This is a genomic window from Gordonia sp. OPL2 (assembly GCF_003797825.1).
Lineage (GTDB): Bacteria > Actinomycetota > Actinomycetes > Mycobacteriales > Mycobacteriaceae > Gordonia.
In genome coordinates, this window is record NZ_RKME01000019.1 from 91,142 (window position 1) to 109,024 (window position 17,883).

A 17,883-nucleotide genomic window follows, 5' to 3' on the forward strand; every position below is an offset into this window, starting at 1 on the left:
TTTCTCAGCTCACCAGAACGCGACAGGAGCTTTGCCGAACGGGTACCAACCGGGGAGGTTACCCGGGGCCGACTTCTCGATCCGCTTCAGCATCCCCTCGCTCATGGCGTCGTTCTTCAACATCTCGATGAACAGCGCGGAGACGTTTCCGAAGTCGAAGAAGTCACGCTGCCAAGAGAATTGGAAGTCGCCCGCATACTTGAACCAGCTGCCCTGGATGCCCTCGAGGGCGTAATGGGTACCGTCCTCGCGCGTGCGTTCGTAGATCTGTTTCCACAAACCGATCATGTCGCCGGTCGTCTCGTCGATCACCCACGACTGGTAGGGGTACTCCCACCCCTCGAGGCCTTCCATCTCCTGTCCGAGGGCCAGGTCACGGATCTCGTCGCGACCGACGGCCATGAAGTCCTTCTCCGGCCCGTAATTCCAGCCGTACGTCGCATCCTCGGTGTAGAACTCGGCCAGCGGCTTCCAGTCCCCGGCCTTCTCCGCCTCGACATTGGCGTCGAGCCACCGCTGTTTCATGTCTTCCAGTTCGGCACGATCAAAAGGCATCTTGCGTCTCTCCACTCACTCGTCTTCCACAATTTTCAGGGCTTGCGTGGGGCAGTACATGACCGCGGCCTCGATCTCGGTGCGGCGGCTCTCGTCGGGTTCTTTGTCCAGGATCTCGACGTGGTCGGAATGGGCCCGGAAGACCTCCGGAGCCTCCATCTCGCACATACCGTGCCCCTGGCAGATATCCAGGTCCACCTCGACGCGCATAGCACTCACCCCTTCGCGCCGGCTCGCCTGCGGTAGCGCACCCGGCACGGCTGCTGGAGCTGGACGACCATCTTGGAGTGGTCGTTGCGGTAGGTGTCCGACGGTTGCAGCATCTCGAACTCGTAGTTCTGGAACAGCACCGAGAAGATCGCCTTGAGTTGCATGATCGCGAATTGTGCACCCACGCAACGGTGTCGGCCCGCGCCGAACGGAATCCACGTCCACCGGTTGACCAGGTCCTCGGTGCGGGGCTTGTTGTACCGGTCCGGATCAAAGGTGTCCGGGCTGTCGAAGTCCTCGGGCAGCCGGTTGGACACGGCGGGTGATACCGCGATCGACTGGCCGGCCTTGATCTCGAAGTCCTCGATATGAAAGTCCTTCTGCACGAGTCGCATCAGGATGATCAGCGGCGGATGCAGACGGAGCGCCTCCTTGAGAGCGTTCTCCAGCAACGGCATCTGCCGGGTGTGGGCAAAGGTGTACTCCGGTCGTTCGCCGTCCGGTGTGTCGCCATAGATCTCGTCGAGCTCGTCATAGACCCGCTGCATGTAGTCGGGGTTGCGCAACAGTTCGATGAGCGTCCACGCCGCGGTGCCCTGGGTGGTGTGGTGCCCGGCGAACATCATCGAGATGAACATGCCGGTGATCGTGTTGGCGTCGAAGCCCACCTGGATCAGGACATCCATCAGGTCGCGGTCGGCTTTGTCCTCGGTCGGATTGGCGACACGGTCGTTCATCACACCTTGGATGAACTCGACCAGCTCGGCGCGGGCGGCATCGCGTTTGCGGAAACTCTCGATGTCGGCATACGCGTCCACGTAGGCGATCGGGTCGGTGCCCTTCTCGAGATCGTGGAACAGTTCGGAGACGTGCTTGGTGAGCTGTTCCCGGAACTTGCGACCGATCAGGCAGGCCGATGACGTGTACAGGGTCAGCTCGCCGAAGAACTCGAGGAGATCGATCTCGCCCTCGTCGCCCCAGCCGGCGATGATGCGCTCCGCCTCGTTCGGGATGGTCACCGCATGCTGTTTCATGTGCGGGCCCTTGAGCGCCGAATTGTGGATGGCCTTCGAGCGTTCCTCGGGGCTCGCGTCGAAGACGACTCCCTCGCCGAACACCGGTGTCATGAACGGGTAGGCCGCGGCCTGATCCAGATCCTCCTCCGGAGCGCGGAAGAACTCCTCGTTGGCGGCCGCGCCGGACACCAGCACGACCTCCCGGTCCGCCAGCTGGAACTGCCCGACGTCACCGCATTCCTCCCGGACGCGCCAGAAGAGTCCGATCGGGTCGGACGCGAGTTCGTCGAGGTGTCCGTGCTCGCCGTCTCCACCGGAGACGCGTCGCGGCTTGGTCAGAGCGGTCATGAGTCCGTTCCTTTCGAGTCGGCAGACTGCTGTTCGCGTTTCGCCCGCGGGATGGCTCCTTCGGCCTCGACCTCGACCGAACGCATGTGCGCGCCGCGCGGCATCTCGACCATCGCGGAGACCGCCTGGGCGATGTGTTCGGGCGACAGGAAGTTCCCGTGGCGGGCGAGGCCGTGTCTGATCCAGTCGTTGAGCATGTTCTCGGTGGTCGCCGGATCGAGGTTCATCCCCATCCCGGTGAGGGTCTGTCCGGGCCGGACGACGCCGGCACGCACCCCGGTGCCCTCGAGTTCCAGCTGGATGGTGGCGACGAGTCCGTCGATGCCCGCCTTCGCCGCCACATACGCCGACGACCAGGGACGCGGCCGGATCGCCACGTCCGATCCGATGAAGACGAAATCGCCACGCGTGCGGTCGATCATGCCGGGTATGGCCGCACGGAAGATGCGGTAGGCACCGTTGAGATGGATGTTGATCTGGTCGGTGAACTCCTCCGGCGAGGTCTCGTACGACAGCCCCACCGCGAGGTCACCGGCTCCCGCCACCACGATCTCCAGCGGTCCGAGCGCTGCCTCGGATTTCGCGACGCAGTCGACGACCGAAGCAGGGTCGGTGACGTCGAGCGGGACGGCCACCGCCTCGCCGCCCGCCGCGGTGATCTTGTCGGCGAGTTCCTGCAGCCGATCGACCCGACGCGCTGCCAGCGCGATCGGATACTTGCGCGCCGCAAGGTATTCCGCGGTCGCCGCGCCGATGCCCGACGACGCGCCGGCGACGAGCACCGGTCGACGTTCGGGATGAGGGATGTATGCCATCAGCGCACCTGCACTCTCACGGGGAGTTCGGCGAAGCCACGCACGTTCACCGAATGGACTCGGACTGCGTTGTCGATGTCGATGTCAACGCTCCGGATGGACCGGGCCACCTCGTCGAGACCGATGTTGGACTCGAGCCGTGCGAGGTGCGCGCCGAGGCAGAAATGGGTGCCCATACCGAAACTCATCAGGGCCTGGCTGCAGTCCCGGCCGATCTGGTACTCATCGGCGTCCTCGAACACGGTCTCGTCGCGGTTCGCCGACCCCACGAGGAGCAGCACGCGGTCCCCTTCCGGGATGGTGATGTCGCCGTAGGTGACATCGGCGGCAACCTTGCGCAGAACCATCTGCGTCGAGTTGTCGTAGCGCAGCGTCTCTTCGGTCCAGTCCGGCACAACGTCGGGATCGGCGATCACCTTGGCGAGCTCATTCGGGTTCCGCCAGCCCCAATACAGCGCGTTCGCCAGCAGTTTCGTGGTCGTCTCGTTGCCGGCCACCACCATCAGCACCATGAAGCCGACGATCTCGTCCTCACTGAGCGTGGTCTTCTCGCCGGTCTCGTCATCGTCGACCTCGGCTTCGATGAGCGCCGAGACGAGATCCTCGCCGAGGTTCTTGCGCCGGTCCGCGATGAGCTCGGTGTAGTACTTGTGCAGTTCGATGTAGGCGTACACAGCCGCCTCGGGGATGTCGAGCACCCCTTCTTCCCGGTGCAACAACAGGTCCGACTGCTGACGCAGGAAAGCGCGATCCGCCTCGGGGACACCGAGCAGCTCGGACACGACATCCATCGGGAGCAGACCCGCGAAGTCCGCTACGTAATCGAACTCACCCATCTCCAGGCATCGGCTCCAATGCTGCTGCGTCAGTGCGATGATGCGGTCGGACAGGTCGTTGACCCGACGCGGGGTGAAACCCTTCGACACCAGCTTGCGGATGCGCATGTGCCTCGGATCGTCCATGGCCAGGAACGACATCGACTTGTGGGCGTCCGGACCGTAGGACGACGGGTCCATCGACACGCCCCAGGCGTTGGACAGGTTCACGCTGTCCCGGAAGCCGGCACGGACGTCGGCGTGGTTGGCCAACGCCCAGAAGTTCATCTCGGCGTTGTAGTAGACGGGCGCCTCGTGACGCAGACGCGCGTACGTGGGGTACGGATCCTCGTGGAAGCCATAGGCATACGGATCGAACGGGACACGGTGTTCCATCCCCGCTCCCGTGGCGGTTTCGGTCATCACTTCTCCATCAGTAGATGTGCGGCTGCGACAAGACGTTCCGAGGTCTGCTCGTACGACATGTGGCCCATTCCCGCATGCACCAACCCACCGGCGTAGATCATCTCGAGTGCGTCGAGCAGTGGCCCGGGATTATCCGGGTCCACCTCGAGCGCCTCCGCCAGGCGGCGCCGGATGAAGCCGCCGATACGCAGACGCAGGTGCTCGACATCCGGGTCGGTTCCGAGCAGTGCCATGGTCACGGCACCACCGAGCTGACCCTCCCCGGCCACCACCATGGACACTTCGCGCAGCACCTGGGCGACACGCTCGGCGGGCGCTGCCGAGAGGTCCGGCTCAGGCACGCCCGCACTCAGTCGACGCCAGAACACCTCGGCGACGAGGTGACTCTTCGATGAGAAGTACGTGTATGCCGTGGCCGGCGCGACACCCGCCAGCTTGGCGACGGTACGCACGGTGAGCCCGTCGAAACCCTCGGTGTTGAGTACCTCGACCGCCGCGTCGGTGAGCCGGGTGACGGTCTCCGCCTGCTGCTGGGTGAGCCTCCGGCGGGTGGATTCCTGGGACACGGGACTGGACATGTGAGCGAGGCTACACTAGGTTTGAACGCGAGTCCAGACACCTGTCCAGATGGAGTTCCAGACCATGTCTCTTCGCCCCGCCTCGTCGTCTGATCTGCTGATCGACGGCAAACTCACCGCCGGTGGCGCCGGCACGTTCGATGTCGTCAACCCGGCCACCGAGGAGGTGATCGGACAGGCCGCCGACGGCACCGCCGCCGACATGGACGCCGCGATCGCCGCCGCACGGGTCGCCTTCGACACCACGAACTGGTCCCGCGATCACGCGCTGCGTGCCCGCTGCCTGCGTCAGCTCCGGGATGCGTTGCTCGCGCACGCCGACGAGTTCCGCGACCTCACCGTCGCCGAGGTCGGCTGCCCCGTCTTCCTCACCCACGGACCGCAATTCGAGGGACCGGTGCGCGATCTCGGGTACTTCGCCGATCTCGCCGAGACCTACGAGTGGACCAGGGACCTCGGTGAGGCGAAACCGATGGGCCTCAAGAACACTCGCGAGGTGCGGTTCGAGGCGGCCGGCGTGGTCGGAGCCATCACGCCGTGGAACTTCCCGCACCAGATCAATTTCGCCAAGATCGGGCCGGCGCTGGCGGCCGGCTGCACGGTGGTGCTCAAGCCGGCCCCCGACACTCCCTGGTGTGCAGCGCTGGTGGGCAAGGTCATCGCCGAGGAGACCGACTTCCCGCCCGGCGTGATCAACATCGTCACCTCCGGCGATCACGCGCTCGGCGCCCAACTGTCCACCGATCCGCGCGTCGACCTGGTGTCGTTCACCGGCTCGACCGCAACCGGCAAGAAGGTCATGGCGAGCGCAGCGGAGTCGCTGAAGAAGGTGTTCCTCGAGCTCGGCGGCAAGTCGGCATTCATCGTCCTCGACGACGCCGATCTCGCGTCCGCATGTTCGATGGCCGCCTTCAACGTCGTCACCCACGCCGGTCAGGGTTGCGCCATCACCACGCGCCTCGCCGTACCGCGCGACAAGCTCGACGACGCGATCGCCGCCACTCGCGACTCGCTGGCCGGTCTCGCCGCCGGCGACCCGACCGACGGCGGAACCATCTGTGGCCCACTGATCTCTGCGACGCAGCGCGCACGAGTCGAGTCCTACATCGAGTTGGCACGGTCGGAGGGCGGCACCGTCGAGATCGGCGGCGGACGCCCCGCCGACAAGGACCGGGGATTCTTCGTCGAACCCACCCTGATCTCCGGGTTGGACAACTCGGCGCGGGTCGCGCAGGAGGAGATCTTCGGGCCTGTCCTGGTGATCATTCCCCACGACGGCGACGACGACGCCATTCGCATCGCCAACGATTCTCCGTACGGTCTGTCGGGCGCCGTCTGGGGCACCGACCCCGCCCGGATCGACAAGGTGGTCAACGGAGTCCGGACCGGCACCATGGGCATCAACGGCGGAATCTGGTACTCCGCCGACGTCCCGTTCGGCGGATACAAACAGTCCGGGATCGGACGCGAGATGGGTGTCGCCGGATTCGAGGAGTACCTGGAGTCGAAGGCCGTCGCCACCCCGGCGTGAGTCCCGATCCCATGACGAGCGAGACCGCGGTGCATCTGTCCCGATCCCTCAGGGGCGAGCACCACCGACCCCTGAGGAGCGAGGCGCCAGCCGAGCGTCACGAAGGGCGGCCCTTCGTGACGCTCGCAAGCTCGCTCCTCAGGGACCACCATGACCGCTCATCTCCCACCGTTGGTCGAGTAGCGACGAGCGAGCGAAGCGAGCCCGACGCGTATCGAGACCACCCACACCACCCACAACAGAAAGCAGCACAATGACTTCCGACAACCGTGCACGTTTCACCGGCAAGACCGTCATCGTCACCGGCGCCGCCGGCGGCATCGGCGAGGCCTACGCTCGCGCACTGGCCGCCGAGGGCGCCAATGTCGTAGTCGCCGACCTCAACGACGAGGCAGGCAAGCAGGTCGCCGCCGACATCGGCGGTCTCTACGTCAACACCGATGTCTCCGATGAACAGTCCGCGCAGGCGCTCGCGACCGCGACCGTCGACGCCTACGGCAGGATCGACGGCCTGGTGAACAACGCCGCCATCTACGGCGGGATGAAGTTGGACTTCCTGATCACCGTCCCGTGGGATTACTACAAGAAGTTCATGAGTGTGAACCTCGACGGCGCTCTCAACGTCACCCGGGCGGTGTACTCGCACATGACCGACGGCGGGGCCATCGTGAATCAATCATCCACCGCCGCATGGCTCTACAGCGGCTTCTACGGACTGGCCAAGGTGGGGGTCAACGGCCTCACCCAGCAACTCGCGACCGAACTCGGCGGCCAGAACATCCGGGTCAACGCCATCGCGCCCGGCCCGATCGACACCGAGGCCACCCGCTCGACGACACCCAAGGAGATGGTCGCCGACATCGTGAACCGACTGCCCCTCAAACGCTTCGGTACACCCGAGGATCTCGTCGGCATGTGCCTGTTCCTGCTCTCGGATGAGGCGAGTTGGGTCACCGGCCAGATCTTCAACGTCGACGGCGGGCAGGTCATCCGCTCATGAGTCCCGACACTCCCGACTCCGACACCCCTGACGCCGCCGAGGCCGACGCATCGGTTCGGCTCGGGTACGTGGGCCTCGGCAACATCGGCGGTCCGATGGCGGCCCGGTTGGCCAAGTGGGCTGGCGGGCTCACCGTGTTCGACCTGTCCGACGAGGCGGTCGCGAAACTCGTCGATCAGGGCGCCACCGCGGCAGGCTCGCTCCGTGAGGTCGCCGCGGGCGCCGACATCATCGGCATCTGCGTGCTGAACGACGAGCAGGTTCGCACCGTCGTCGCCGGGAACGACGGCCTGCTCAGCGCAGCGGGCGAAGGCACCATCATCACGGTGCACTCGACGATCTCTCCGCAGACGGCGATCGAACTCGCAACGGTCTGTGCCGAGCGCGGTGTCACCTTGCTCGATGCGCCCATCTCGGGTGGCGCACCGGGAGCCGAGCAGGGGCGGCTCGCGGTCATGGTCGGCGGTCCCCGCGAGGCCTACCAGAAGCTGAAGGAGCCGTTCCGCCACTGCGCCGACATGATCGTCCATGCCGGTGACGAGGTGGGTGCGGGTACGAAGATGAAGCTGGCACGCAATCTGCTGCACTTCATCTCGTTCACCGCCGCCACCGAGGCGTCGCGTCTCGCCGAGGCAGCCGGGATCGACATCACCAAACTCGGCAAGGTCGTCCGCCACACCGATGCCATCACCGGCGGCGCCGGTGCGATCATGTTGCGCGACACCACTGCCGAGATCGATCACGACGATTTCTGGTACGGCATCTTCACGCACGTGCGAGCCTTGGGAGAGAAGGACCTGTCGCTCGCGCTCGCGCTCGCCGCGGATCTGGGCGTCGAGTTGCCGCTGGGCACCCAGGCCTACGCCGATCTCGCGCGCGGGCTGGGCGTCCCTCACCACGAAGGAGATTCATGACCGACCCCGACACCCCGACACCGCAATCCGAGGAGCGACGTCGCGGGCTGGAGATGATGTCGCAGGTCTACGGCTGGGAAATGTCCGACGGCCCGGGTCTGCATTTCGCACACACGGCGGACCAGTTGTTCGCACAGGTCTGGACGCGCGAAGGTCTGTCGATCCGCGACCGCAGGCTGCTGCTGCTCGGGGCGCTGGCCGCGGGCGGCCAGGTCGACGTCGCGGAGATCCAGGCCGGTGCGGCGCTCGGCAACGGCGAGCTGACACCGGAGCAACTCGAGGAGATCGCACTGTTCCTCTGCTATTACGTCGGCTGGCCGATCGGGACCAAGATGAACATGATGTTCGGCGAGGTCAGCAAGAAGTACCGTAAGTCGCAACAACCGTCATGACGAGCGTGACGTTTCGCGAGATGACCGGTGGCGCCGGGTGTTCGATCATCAGCGCGACACCCGGCCCGGACCTGGCCGCGCACGGGTTCGTCGAGAACGAGTACGCGGCGGCCGGCACCGCGACACATCACGCGCAGGATGCGGGCACCGTGGTCGACTCCGCCGTCTACACCACGCGCGTCCTGGTCCGCCGTCCTCTCGCCGACAACGACTTCAACGGGACCGTCGTCGTCGAATGGCTCAATGTGAGCAGCGGTTCCGATGCCGCGCCCGAGTACACCTACGTCGCCGAAGAACTGATCCGTGGCGGGTATGCCTGGGCCGGGGTGTCGGCGCAGTACACCGGGATCGAGGGTGGCGAGGGGTCGGTCGACGGACTCTCGACGGACGGATCGTCGGGCCTGTCGGCCAAGGATCCCGACCGGTATGCGGGACTGCACCATCCCGGGGATGCCTACTGCTACGACATCTTCGCCTCGATCGGCCGTGCGCTGAGGTCGGTCTCGGATACGGATCATCCGCTGTCCGGCCTGTCGGTTCGGCGCCTGCTTGCCGTCGGGGAATCGCAGTCGGCGATGGCCTTGACCACGTACGCGCGACGATTCGTCGGCAGCCACGGCGTGTTCGACGGAATCCTGATCCACTCCCGTGCCGCCGCCGGCATGCCGTTCGGTGAGGTCGGCCGAGGAATCGACATCGACACCGTGTTCGACGCCGAACCCGTCACGATCCCCGAATCGGTCGACGTCCCGGTCCTCACCGTCCAGACCGAGACCGACGTGCTCACGAACTTCATGTATGTGCGCTCCCGCCAGCCGGATTCGTCCCGAATCCGGACCTGGGAGATCGCCGGCACGTCACACGCCGACCTGCACCAGATCGGCCCGTACGAGAACCTCCTGGGGTGCCCGACACCCGTCAATCGTGGCCAGCAGCGCTTCGTGCTGCGTGCCGCACTGCGACATCTCACGTCTTGGGCCTCCGGCGGCGCCCCTCCGCCGTCGGCGGCACCGCTCGAGGTCGACGACGCAACCGACCCACGGCGATTCCTGCTCGACGAGCTCGGGAACGTCCGGGGCGGCGTGCGCAGTCCCTCGGTCGAGGCGCCGACACAGGTGCTCAGCGGCATCGTCGGAGGAGAGGTCCCACGCATCTGCGTCCTCTTCGGATCCACGACGCCCGCGGACCCCGACGTCCTCGGTCGACGCTACGCCGACGCGGAGGATTACCTCGCGCGGTACCGCGCCGCGACGACGGACATGATCGCTGCCGGGTTCGCGCTCGACGACGACCGGGACGAGATCCTCGCCGACGCTCGACCCGACCTCGTCCCCGAGCCCGTCGATTCGACGGGCTCTCCGGTCACCGGAGGTGAGCACTGATGGAGTTCACCCTCGAGGACATCTCCGACGAGGAGATCGCCCGACGGCGGGCTCTCTACGAGCCACTGACCGACTCGGTACGGGAGCTGATCGACGCGGTCATCCGCACCGAGGTCGACGACGACACCGTCCGGGACGTGCACCGTCTGGTGAACACCGCAGTGGAGTCGTTGCGCGCGAAGCAGCTCGACGGCGCCTACGGCGTGCGCTTCACCTCCGACCTACAGGGCATGCCGTGGGGAAACGCCGTGATCGGACTACGCAACGCGATCGCGCCGCCCCTGCACACGGTGCGCCACGACGACGGAACGGTCACCGCCGACTTCGCCCTCGGCGCGGCCTACGAGGGGCCGTCGGGATGCGTGCACGGCGGCGTCGTCGCGCTGGTGCTCGACCATGTGCTCGGTGAGGCGGGAAGCGCCGACAACGTCCCCTGCTACACCGGCACCATCTCTGTCCGGTACCTGCGGCCGACCCCGCTCGGGCCGTTGCGCGCGACGGCGGTCATCGTCGAGCGGGCGGGACGCAAGAAGATCGTCCGCGGCTCACTGGCCGATGCCAATGGCGAAACAGTCACCGCCGAGGGCACATTCATCGTCCCCAAGGACTGGGACGGACCGATGCCGCACAAGGTCACCGCTGTCGACGACGGCGAGGCGGTGTAGTCGTGCGTGCCGCCGTGACCGCCGCTGGCTCGTTCGCGATCGCCGAGGTACCCGATCCTACGGCCGGACCCGGCGATCTCGTGCTCGCCGTCGCGGCGACCGGGGTCTGCGGATCGGATCTGTCGACTGCTCCCCTCCTGCCGGACGGGACGATCATGGGTCACGAGTTCGCCGGTGTCGTCGTCGCAGCCGGAACCGACGTCGAGGAACAGTGGCCTCTCGGTTCACCCGTGGCCTCGATGCCGGTCATCGGTTGCACCCGATGCAGGGCGTGCGTGACCGGCGACATCGCCCACTGCCCGGATGCGGAGGCGGTGGGTCTGGGTCTCGCCCCGGGGGCGTTGGCGGAGTACGTGCGAGTCCGAGCCGCGTCGAGCGTGCGACTCGACCTCCTCGCCGGCTCGGCGTCGGTGGTCGTCGAGGATGCCGCGCTCGCCGAACCCCTTGCGGTCGGGTTACACGCGGTCACACGAGCACAGGTCGCACCGGACGATCGGGTCCTGGTGCTCGGCGCCGGCCCCGTCGGACTGGCTGTGCTGCATTGGATGTCACGGATGCCGAGCGGCGAGATCGTGTGTTCGGATCCGTCGGTTGGTCGCCGAGCGGCGGCACTCGAGATCGGCGCGGACGTGGCCGTCGCACCCGACGAGATCTCCGCGCTGCGTGGCAACGGATTCGATGTGGTCGTCGAATGCGTCGGCAAGCCCGGAATGGTGGCCGCCGCCGTCGACGCAAGTGGCGTGCACGGCACCGTCGTGATCGCCGGCGTGTGCATGGGCGAGGACACCTTCCTCCCGGTCGCGGGCGTGGTGAAGGAGACGACGGTGCACTTCGTCTCGTACTACACCAAAGCCGAATTCACCGCGGCCACACGTGCGGTCGTCACCGGTGCCGTCGACTCGTCGTTGTTCGTCACCGAGCGCGTCGGGCTGGGGGACGTCGGTCGCGTGTTCGACGAACTGCGCGCGCCGGGCGACCAGCGGAAGGTGCTCATCGCGCCGCGGTAGAGGTCGACGCAGTCACCCGATCGGCGGGGCGTGACTGCCGGGAGTTTGCGCGTGGTCAGGCACCGCTTCCTGGAGTGGGGTGCTTGCGATGATTGTCGTTGTAACGCGCCTTCTTGTACCGGTTCCCACAGGTGTTCATCTCGCACCACTTGCGGGTACGACTCTGACTGGTGTCGAAGAACGCAGCCCGGCAGGTCGGTGACGCGCACAAGGCCAGTCGACCTGAGCGTTCACCGGAGATGATGGCAACGGCGTCCGCCGCGATGACCCTGAGTGCGTCATCGACACCGGGTGGTGTGCCCAACTGCCACAACCGTTTCCGCTCGGGTGTCAACACTGCCGCAGCTTGCCCCCGAGCGCTGCATTCGTTGATGACGTGCACCGCGCCTGCCGGCAGATCCTCGCCATCGGCCGCCGCGGTCGCGGCCGCGTGGATGGATTCCCTCAGATCACGCGCACGCTCCAGCTGTGCGTCCGTGCACGACTCCACCGGCAGACCGCTGACCACCAACCAGTCCATCAGACGGTGTGGGGTCGGGATGCGCTCGACCGGATCGCCACGACGTTCGGTCAGTGTCGCCGTGAAACTGGTCGCCAGCTCGGTACCCAGCCGAAAATCGGGAAACTCACCTCGCACGGAACCACCATAGCCGGTTGTCGAAAACGGGTCCGGATGGTAGAACCATCAAAGGCGGTTCGTCACAGTTCGGAGCCGGCCGCCGGGAACTCAGGAGGCCCTATGATCCTGCTCGCCGACCGCATCGAGCCATGGCAGACGCAGACATCCGAAGCCGATCTCGACGACCTACGCCGGCGCCTGGACACGGCAAGGCTCCCCGAACGAGAGACGGTCGACGTCGCGGACCCCGACCGCTGGCGACAGGGGGTTCCGCTTGCCGACCTCACCGAGACCGTCGAGTACTGGCGCACGGCCTACGACTGGCGGTCGTGTGAAGATCGACTCAACCGAATCGGCCAGTACCGCACCGCTGTCGACGGACTCGACATTCACTTTCTGCACCACAGATCCTCCCGCCCGGATGCCGTGCCACTGATCCTGACGCACGGCTGGCCAGGCAGCATCGTCGAGTTCATCGACCTCATCGACGAACTCGCGGAGCCCGTCGACCCGGGCGCCCCGGCGTTTCATGTCGTGGCGCCATCGCTGCCCGGCTTCGGTTACAGCGGCAAACCGACCGGCACCGGATGGGGAGTCGAACGAATCGCGGCCGCGTGGGTGACCCTGATGGACAGGCTCGGCTACGGCACGTTCCTCGCCCATGGCGGCGATTGGGGCGGCGTGGTCACCACCGTCCTGGCGGGCAGATTCCCGAACCACGTTCTGGGCATCCACACCACGCTTGCGCAGGCACCACCCGGCCTGTCGAGGGACGGACTGACGGCCGCCGAGCGTCGGTGGGCCGACGACACCCGGAACTTCTATCTCCAGCGCGGCGCCTACGCGCGCCAGCAGGCGACTCGACCGCAGACCATCGGCTACGCGCTCGTCGACTCCCCCGTCGGACTGCTTGCGTGGATCGTGGACAAGTTCGCCGAATGGACAGATACCGAGGACTCTCCGTTCGAGACGATCTCGAGGGATCGAATCCTGGACGACGTGACCCTGTACTGGCTGACCCGAACGGGCGCTTCCGCGGCCCGGATCTACCACGAGAGTCACGGCGGCGTGAACACCGTGGATCCGCAGCTCCGTGTCGACGTTCCGACGGCCATCACCATCTACCCCCGGGACATCGAGAAGTGCCCACGTCCGTGGGCGCGCGAACGCTATTCGCGCATCGTGAGGTGGACCGAACCGCCCACCGGGGGACACTTCCCTTCTCTGGAAGTCCCCCACTACTTCCTGGACGATCTCCGACGCGGCCTCGCGGCCGTGCTCGCGGACGCCTGATCCGACGCACGAATGCCACGGTGGCCGAACGACGCAGATCGATCCGCCGTGCAGGCTGACGTAGCGTTGGACAGATGTGCGACGACGCCACGGCTTCCGAAGGCCCCCGTCCCTTCAGCACCGACGAGGCCACGGCCGTACGCGGGGTCTGGCAGGAACTCGGCCTGCCCGGCCTGATCGATGTGCACACCCACTTCATGCCCAAGTCCGTGATGGACAAGGTGTGGGCCTACTTCGCGTCGGCGGGCCCGCTCGTCGGACGGGAGTGGCCGATCACCTATCGCGCCGACGAGGACTCCCGAGTCGCCGCACTGCAGGGCTTCGGCGTGCGCGCCTACTCATCGCTGGTCTATCCCCACAAGCCCGACATGGCGGAGTGGCTGAACGGGTGGGCGACCGACTTCGTCGCCCATCACCCGGATTGCCTGCACACCGCGACCTTCTACCCCGAAGAAGCGGCCACCGACTACGTGTCGAAAGCCATTCAGCGCGGCACGCAGGTCTTCAAGTGCCACATCCAGGTCGGCGACTACTCGCCGCTGGACCCCCTGCTCGACGGCGTCTGGTCGCAGATCGCGGACAGTCAGGTACCGGTCATCATCCACTGCGGTTCCGGGCCGGCCCCCGGCCGCCACACCGGCGTCGACCCGATACGTGCTCTGCTGCACCGATTCCCCTCGCTGCCGCTGATCATCGCGCACATGGGGACACCCGAGTACCTCGAGTTCCTCGATCTCGCCGAGCGTCATCCGAACGTCCGCCTCGACACCACGATGTCGTTCACGGATTTCTCCGAGTCGGACGCCCCGTACCCGAAGGAGGCGCTCGGTCGGGTACGCGACGTCGGCGACAAGATCCTGTTCGGCAGCGACTACCCGAACATCCCGTACGGCTATCCGCACGCTCTCGAGGCGCTGATCCGACTCGACCTCGGTGACGACTGGCTGCGCGGCGCGTTGCACGACAACGCGGCGGCGCTGTTCGGCGTCGCGACCTGATCCTCCTCAGATCGCGGGCACCGATTCGCCACGCGCCACCATCCGCGCACGCACCTCGGGGCGGCGGAGCGGCGGCACCGTCTTCGGTGGCTGCCGCCGTTCCGGCAAGGCGTCGAGGAGCTCATGCGTGGCGTCGGTGACCTTCTGTACCGCGGCCTCGAACGCCTCGACGTTCGCCGCCGACGGCTGACGCACACCGCTCACCTTGCGTATGTACTGTCGGGCGGCCGCCTCGATCTCCTGATCGGTGGCCGCGGGCTCGAGTCCTCGCAGTTCGGTGATGTTGCGGCACATGGTGCGCTCCTCTGGTCTCAGTCGGCGATCTTGACGACCGCTTTCCCCAGGATCCGCCCTTCGGCGAGATCGGTCAACGCCGTCGGCAGTTCGTCGAGCTTGTAGGTCACGTTGACCAGGGGTCGCATACCTGCCGCGATCATCTCCGTCAGCTCGTCGTGGAGCAGTTCCGGGATACCGGGGTGCGTGCGGACGTACTCGCCCCAGGCCGCACCGACGACGGCGATGTTCCGGAAAAGGACTCGGTTCAGCTTGACGGTGGGGATGCCGCCGGCCGCGAAGCCGATCACCACGTAGCGGCCGTCGGGGGCCACCTGGCGCAGCGCCTCGTCGAACACGTCGCCGCCGGAGGGGTCGATCATGACGTCGACGCCCTCGGGGGCGATCTTCTTGAGTTCGGCGCCCCATCCCTCCTCGAGCTGGATGATCTCGTCGGCGCCGGCGTCGCGCAGCAGTTCCTCGGCACCCTTTCGGTGGACGATGGCGATGACCTTGGCGCCCATGGCCTTCGCCACCATGATCGACGCGGTCCCGACGCCGCCCGCGGCGCCGAGCACCCCGACGACCTCCCCGGGAGCGGTCTGCGCGCGGATCTTCAGCGCGAACAGGGCGGTCTGGTAGTTGATGCCCATGGCCGCGCCCTCGTCGAAGGTCAGTCCCTCGGGCAGCGGGAGCAACTGCTCCGGGGCCGCGGCGACCTGCTCGGCGAAACCGCCGACGATGGACGCGACGAGGACCTTGTCACCCGCCTTGACCGATGAACCCTCAGGAGCCTCACGCACCACACCGGCCACCTCGGTACCGGGCGTGAACGGGGTGGGCACGCGCAACTGGTACTTGCCCTGACTCATCAGGAGGTCGGGGAAACAGATCCCGCAGGATTTGATGTCGACGAGCACCTGCCCGTCGGCCGGCGTGGGGGCCGGGACGTCGTCGAGGGTCAGCCCCGCGGGCCCGGTCTCCGAACTGAGCACTTGTGCTTTCATACGGATCACCCTACGCGGGCGCGGATGCCCACCGGATAGGATCTGCCTCATGACTGCATCGTCGGCACGCACCCCGAACGCCCCGTCGCCGGAACGCCTGCGCGTCGCCGAGGAAGCACCGGGATTCATGCCGCTCGACGAGGCGCAGACCCTCTTCGAGATCGCCGGAGAGTATCTGTCACAGTCGAATTCGACGCGTGTGGGTGTCGAGATCGGGACGTACTGCGGTAAGTCGACGGTGTTCCTCGGCGCTGCCGCGGAAGCGTACGGCGCGACGATCGTGACCGTCGATCACCATCGAGGTTCGGAAGAGCACCAGCCCGGCTGGGAGTACCACGACACCTCGCTGGTCGATCCGCACACCGGCACGCTGGATACGTCGGCACGGTTCCGGCGCACCATGTTCGACGCCGGTCTGGAGGGCACCGTCATCGGCATGCTCGCCGGTTCGGCGACCGCCGCCAAGGTCTGGGGAAAGCCGGCCGACTTCGTGTTCATCGACGGCGGCCACAGCATGCAGGCCGCGCAGAACGATCTCGACGGATGGGCGCCGTGGGTGCGGATCGGCGGGGCGCTGCTCATCCACGATGTGTTCCCCGATCCCGCCGACGGCGGTCGCCCGCCGTACGAGATCTATCGACAGGCGCTGGCCACCGGCCAGTTCACCGAGGTCCGCGCCGAGGGCTCGCTGCGTGTGCTGCGGCGCGACGGCGGCGAGGTGGGCGTCCCCCTCCCGCGCTCGTAACCCACCCCGCGCCGCCCGCCGCACCAGCCGCACCGTTCTTCCCCCGGGTATCAGTTCTTCCGCCGGGTATCCCTGCGTCCCCCTCGAGCACGTGGAGGATGCCACCACACCCGGGGGAAGAACAGTCACCGCAAGAGGCCAGCGGTCCGGAGCGCTGCGATGACCTTGGCGTGCAACATCTTCGACTGCCGCGCCTCGGCCCACGTCCAGCGTGCGACAATCGGGCCCGTCGCCCGTATCGCGTCCTCGCGCAGCTTCTCGTCGTAGAGGACCTCCTCGGGAAGTCGATCGCCGAACGGGTTCGAACGGTGATACTTCAGCCGCCCGTCGAACTCTCCGACGACTCTCAGCACGCCACGGACATCGCGCCAGCCGAAGTCGGCGCGGACCGTTCTCCGCCGCCCGGCGATCTCGACCGAGATCGGGACCTGCAGTTCGGGCGTCGGGATCAGGGGGTTCTCCCCCATACCGAGCCGGCTGACGGACTCACCGACACTCTCCGACCGACCGTCGGCAAATGCTGCAGCGGCGCGCAACATCGCGATCCCGTGATGACGTCGGAGCCGCGACATCTGCTCATCGATCTCGTCCATGGTCACGCCGAGCAGCAGCCCAGAATCGAGGACGCAGACCGCTTGCTCCAGTGTGCCGGTCCGCGCCACGTCGCAGACCGACCGAGCCGGGGAGGCGACCGAGATGCCGTCAACGACCATGATGTCCGACTCCGGCAATGCCGCCTGGTGGATGATGCCTCGCGCGAGGCTCTTTCCCGTTGTCGACGACGTGAAGTGCACCGTCGAGAGATCTGGGTCCAGCATCGGGATACGGTGCATGGCGGCTGCAGAACCATGACTGGCGGTCCGCTTCGGACCGCCGCTGAGCGACGCAGCAACCACAGTCATGCGATACCGTTCGAGTTCTGCCGCAGGGCTGTCGTCGCGCACTCCCTGCTTAGGGAGGTACACCCCATACCAGACACGTTCGGTCACGCCGTTCTTGATGTCGCGCGATAGAGACGCGTCGGTCGCTCCCCGTCGAATCGCATCGGCACGAAACACAAGGCGATCAGCGCCGTTGTCGAGGTCATCCATGCATGCAGATCATGCCGCTTCTCGTGGTCGTCACCAGTCCCTGTCCACAGGAAACCGATCTCAGGAGTACACCGCCCCAACACCTCACAGATTTCCTCCCCCGGGTATCGCTTCTTCGCCCGGGTATCGCGTGATCCTTATCGAGCCCGCGCCGGAAGGAGTGATACCCGGGGGACGAACCATGCTCAGGGGCGGGCTCGATA

General features: G+C 66.6%; 20 protein-coding genes. 10 read left to right on the forward strand and 10 right to left on the reverse strand.

All coding sequences use genetic code 11. The features are described from left to right. Positions 1-9: 9 nt before the first annotated feature. Genes EEB19_RS17610 through EEB19_RS17635 form a run of 6 tightly spaced genes read right to left on the reverse strand, consistent with a single transcriptional unit; the run spans position 10 to position 4,763 of the window. Entirely contained in the window at positions 10-555 is a 546-nt protein-coding gene (locus EEB19_RS17610) for a nuclear transport factor 2 family protein (RefSeq protein ID WP_187588612.1), read from the reverse strand. A gap of 15 nt (positions 556-570) precedes the next feature. Then, positions 571-765 (reverse strand): ferredoxin, encoded by a 195-nt coding sequence (locus tag EEB19_RS17615; protein ID WP_187588614.1) that lies wholly within the window; start codon positions 763-765, stop codon positions 571-573. A gap of 5 nt (positions 766-770) precedes the next feature. Beyond that, positions 771-2,129 carry a cytochrome P450 gene (locus EEB19_RS17620; RefSeq protein WP_187588617.1) on the reverse strand — a complete coding sequence of 453 codons (1,359 nt, stop codon included), beginning with the start codon at positions 2,127-2,129 and terminating at the stop codon, positions 771-773. Beyond that, positions 2,126-2,944, reverse strand: coding sequence for an SDR family oxidoreductase (locus EEB19_RS17625; protein WP_187588619.1), 819 nt, complete (start codon positions 2,942-2,944; stop codon positions 2,126-2,128). The genes EEB19_RS17620 and EEB19_RS17625 overlap by 4 nt, the downstream gene beginning before the upstream one ends. Then, entirely contained in the window at positions 2,944-4,182 is a 1,239-nt protein-coding gene (locus tag EEB19_RS17630) for a cytochrome P450 (protein ID WP_187588621.1), read from the reverse strand. The genes EEB19_RS17625 and EEB19_RS17630 overlap by 1 nt, the downstream gene beginning before the upstream one ends. Continuing rightward, positions 4,182-4,763, reverse strand: a complete 582-nt coding sequence (locus tag EEB19_RS17635; protein WP_187588623.1) for a TetR/AcrR family transcriptional regulator — start codon at positions 4,761-4,763, stop codon at positions 4,182-4,184. The genes EEB19_RS17630 and EEB19_RS17635 overlap by 1 nt, the downstream gene beginning before the upstream one ends. A 64-nt stretch (positions 4,764-4,827) precedes the next feature. Here EEB19_RS17635 and EEB19_RS17640 point away from each other — a divergent pair, with 64 nt between their 5' ends. The 7 genes from EEB19_RS17640 (at position 4,828) to EEB19_RS17670 (ending at position 11,654) form a co-directional block, all read left to right on the forward strand. Beyond that, positions 4,828-6,294, forward strand: a complete 1,467-nt coding sequence (locus tag EEB19_RS17640; RefSeq protein WP_187588625.1) for an aldehyde dehydrogenase — start codon at positions 4,828-4,830, stop codon at positions 6,292-6,294. Between the two features lie 253 nt (positions 6,295-6,547). Next, positions 6,548-7,294, forward strand: a complete 747-nt coding sequence (locus EEB19_RS17645) for an SDR family oxidoreductase (RefSeq protein ID WP_187588627.1) — start codon at positions 6,548-6,550, stop codon at positions 7,292-7,294. After that, positions 7,291-8,208 (forward strand): NAD(P)-dependent oxidoreductase, encoded by a 918-nt coding sequence (locus tag EEB19_RS17650; RefSeq protein WP_187588629.1) that lies wholly within the window; start codon positions 7,291-7,293, stop codon positions 8,206-8,208. The genes EEB19_RS17645 and EEB19_RS17650 overlap by 4 nt, the downstream gene beginning before the upstream one ends. Continuing rightward, positions 8,205-8,600, forward strand: a complete 396-nt coding sequence (locus tag EEB19_RS17655; RefSeq protein WP_187588631.1) for a carboxymuconolactone decarboxylase family protein — start codon at positions 8,205-8,207, stop codon at positions 8,598-8,600. The genes EEB19_RS17650 and EEB19_RS17655 overlap by 4 nt, the downstream gene beginning before the upstream one ends. Then, positions 8,597-9,982, forward strand: a complete 1,386-nt coding sequence (locus tag EEB19_RS17660) for an alpha/beta hydrolase domain-containing protein (protein ID WP_222929953.1) — start codon at positions 8,597-8,599, stop codon at positions 9,980-9,982. The genes EEB19_RS17655 and EEB19_RS17660 overlap by 4 nt, the downstream gene beginning before the upstream one ends. Next, positions 9,982-10,647 (forward strand): PaaI family thioesterase, encoded by a 666-nt coding sequence (locus EEB19_RS17665; protein WP_187588635.1) that lies wholly within the window; start codon positions 9,982-9,984, stop codon positions 10,645-10,647. The genes EEB19_RS17660 and EEB19_RS17665 overlap by 1 nt, the downstream gene beginning before the upstream one ends. A gap of 2 nt (positions 10,648-10,649) precedes the next feature. Next, positions 10,650-11,654 (forward strand): alcohol dehydrogenase catalytic domain-containing protein, encoded by a 1,005-nt coding sequence (locus EEB19_RS17670; protein ID WP_187588637.1) that lies wholly within the window; start codon positions 10,650-10,652, stop codon positions 11,652-11,654. Positions 11,655-11,709: 55 nt separating this feature from the next. Here EEB19_RS17670 and EEB19_RS17675 read toward each other — a convergent pair whose 3' ends face one another. Beyond that, entirely contained in the window at positions 11,710-12,291 is a 582-nt protein-coding gene (locus tag EEB19_RS17675; RefSeq protein WP_187588639.1) for an ABATE domain-containing protein, read from the reverse strand. A 102-nt stretch (positions 12,292-12,393) separates the two neighbouring features. Here EEB19_RS17675 and EEB19_RS17680 point away from each other — a divergent pair, with 102 nt between their 5' ends. Together EEB19_RS17680 and EEB19_RS17685 are read left to right on the forward strand one after the other, a co-directional pair. Next, complete coding sequence (locus EEB19_RS17680; protein ID WP_187588641.1) at positions 12,394-13,566, forward strand: epoxide hydrolase family protein; 1,173 nt, start codon at positions 12,394-12,396, stop codon at positions 13,564-13,566. A 74-nt stretch (positions 13,567-13,640) separates the two neighbouring features. Next, positions 13,641-14,564: an amidohydrolase family protein gene (locus EEB19_RS17685; protein WP_187588643.1), complete on the forward strand. Its 924-nt coding sequence runs from the start codon at positions 13,641-13,643 to the stop codon at positions 14,562-14,564. Positions 14,565-14,570: 6 nt separating this feature from the next. Here EEB19_RS17685 and EEB19_RS17690 read toward each other — a convergent pair whose 3' ends face one another. Continuing rightward, entirely contained in the window at positions 14,571-14,858 is a 288-nt protein-coding gene (locus tag EEB19_RS17690; protein ID WP_187588645.1) for a DUF2277 domain-containing protein, read from the reverse strand. Positions 14,859-14,875: 17 nt separating this feature from the next. Then, the gene (locus tag EEB19_RS17695; RefSeq protein ID WP_187588647.1) at positions 14,876-15,844 is read right to left on the reverse strand and encodes an NADPH:quinone oxidoreductase family protein; all 969 of its coding nucleotides are present in this window, start codon (positions 15,842-15,844) and stop codon (positions 14,876-14,878) included. 49 nt (positions 15,845-15,893) lie between these two features. On the opposite strand from EEB19_RS17695, the gene EEB19_RS17700 reads away from it, so the two are divergent. Then, entirely contained in the window at positions 15,894-16,589 is a 696-nt protein-coding gene (locus tag EEB19_RS17700; protein ID WP_187588649.1) for a class I SAM-dependent methyltransferase, read from the forward strand. Between the two features lie 125 nt (positions 16,590-16,714). Here the strand turns inward: EEB19_RS17700 and EEB19_RS17705 are convergent, their stop codons facing one another. Continuing rightward, positions 16,715-17,407 (reverse strand): hypothetical protein, encoded by a 693-nt coding sequence (locus tag EEB19_RS17705; protein WP_262365745.1) that lies wholly within the window; start codon positions 17,405-17,407, stop codon positions 16,715-16,717. Between the last annotated feature and the right edge of the window lie 476 nt (positions 17,408-17,883).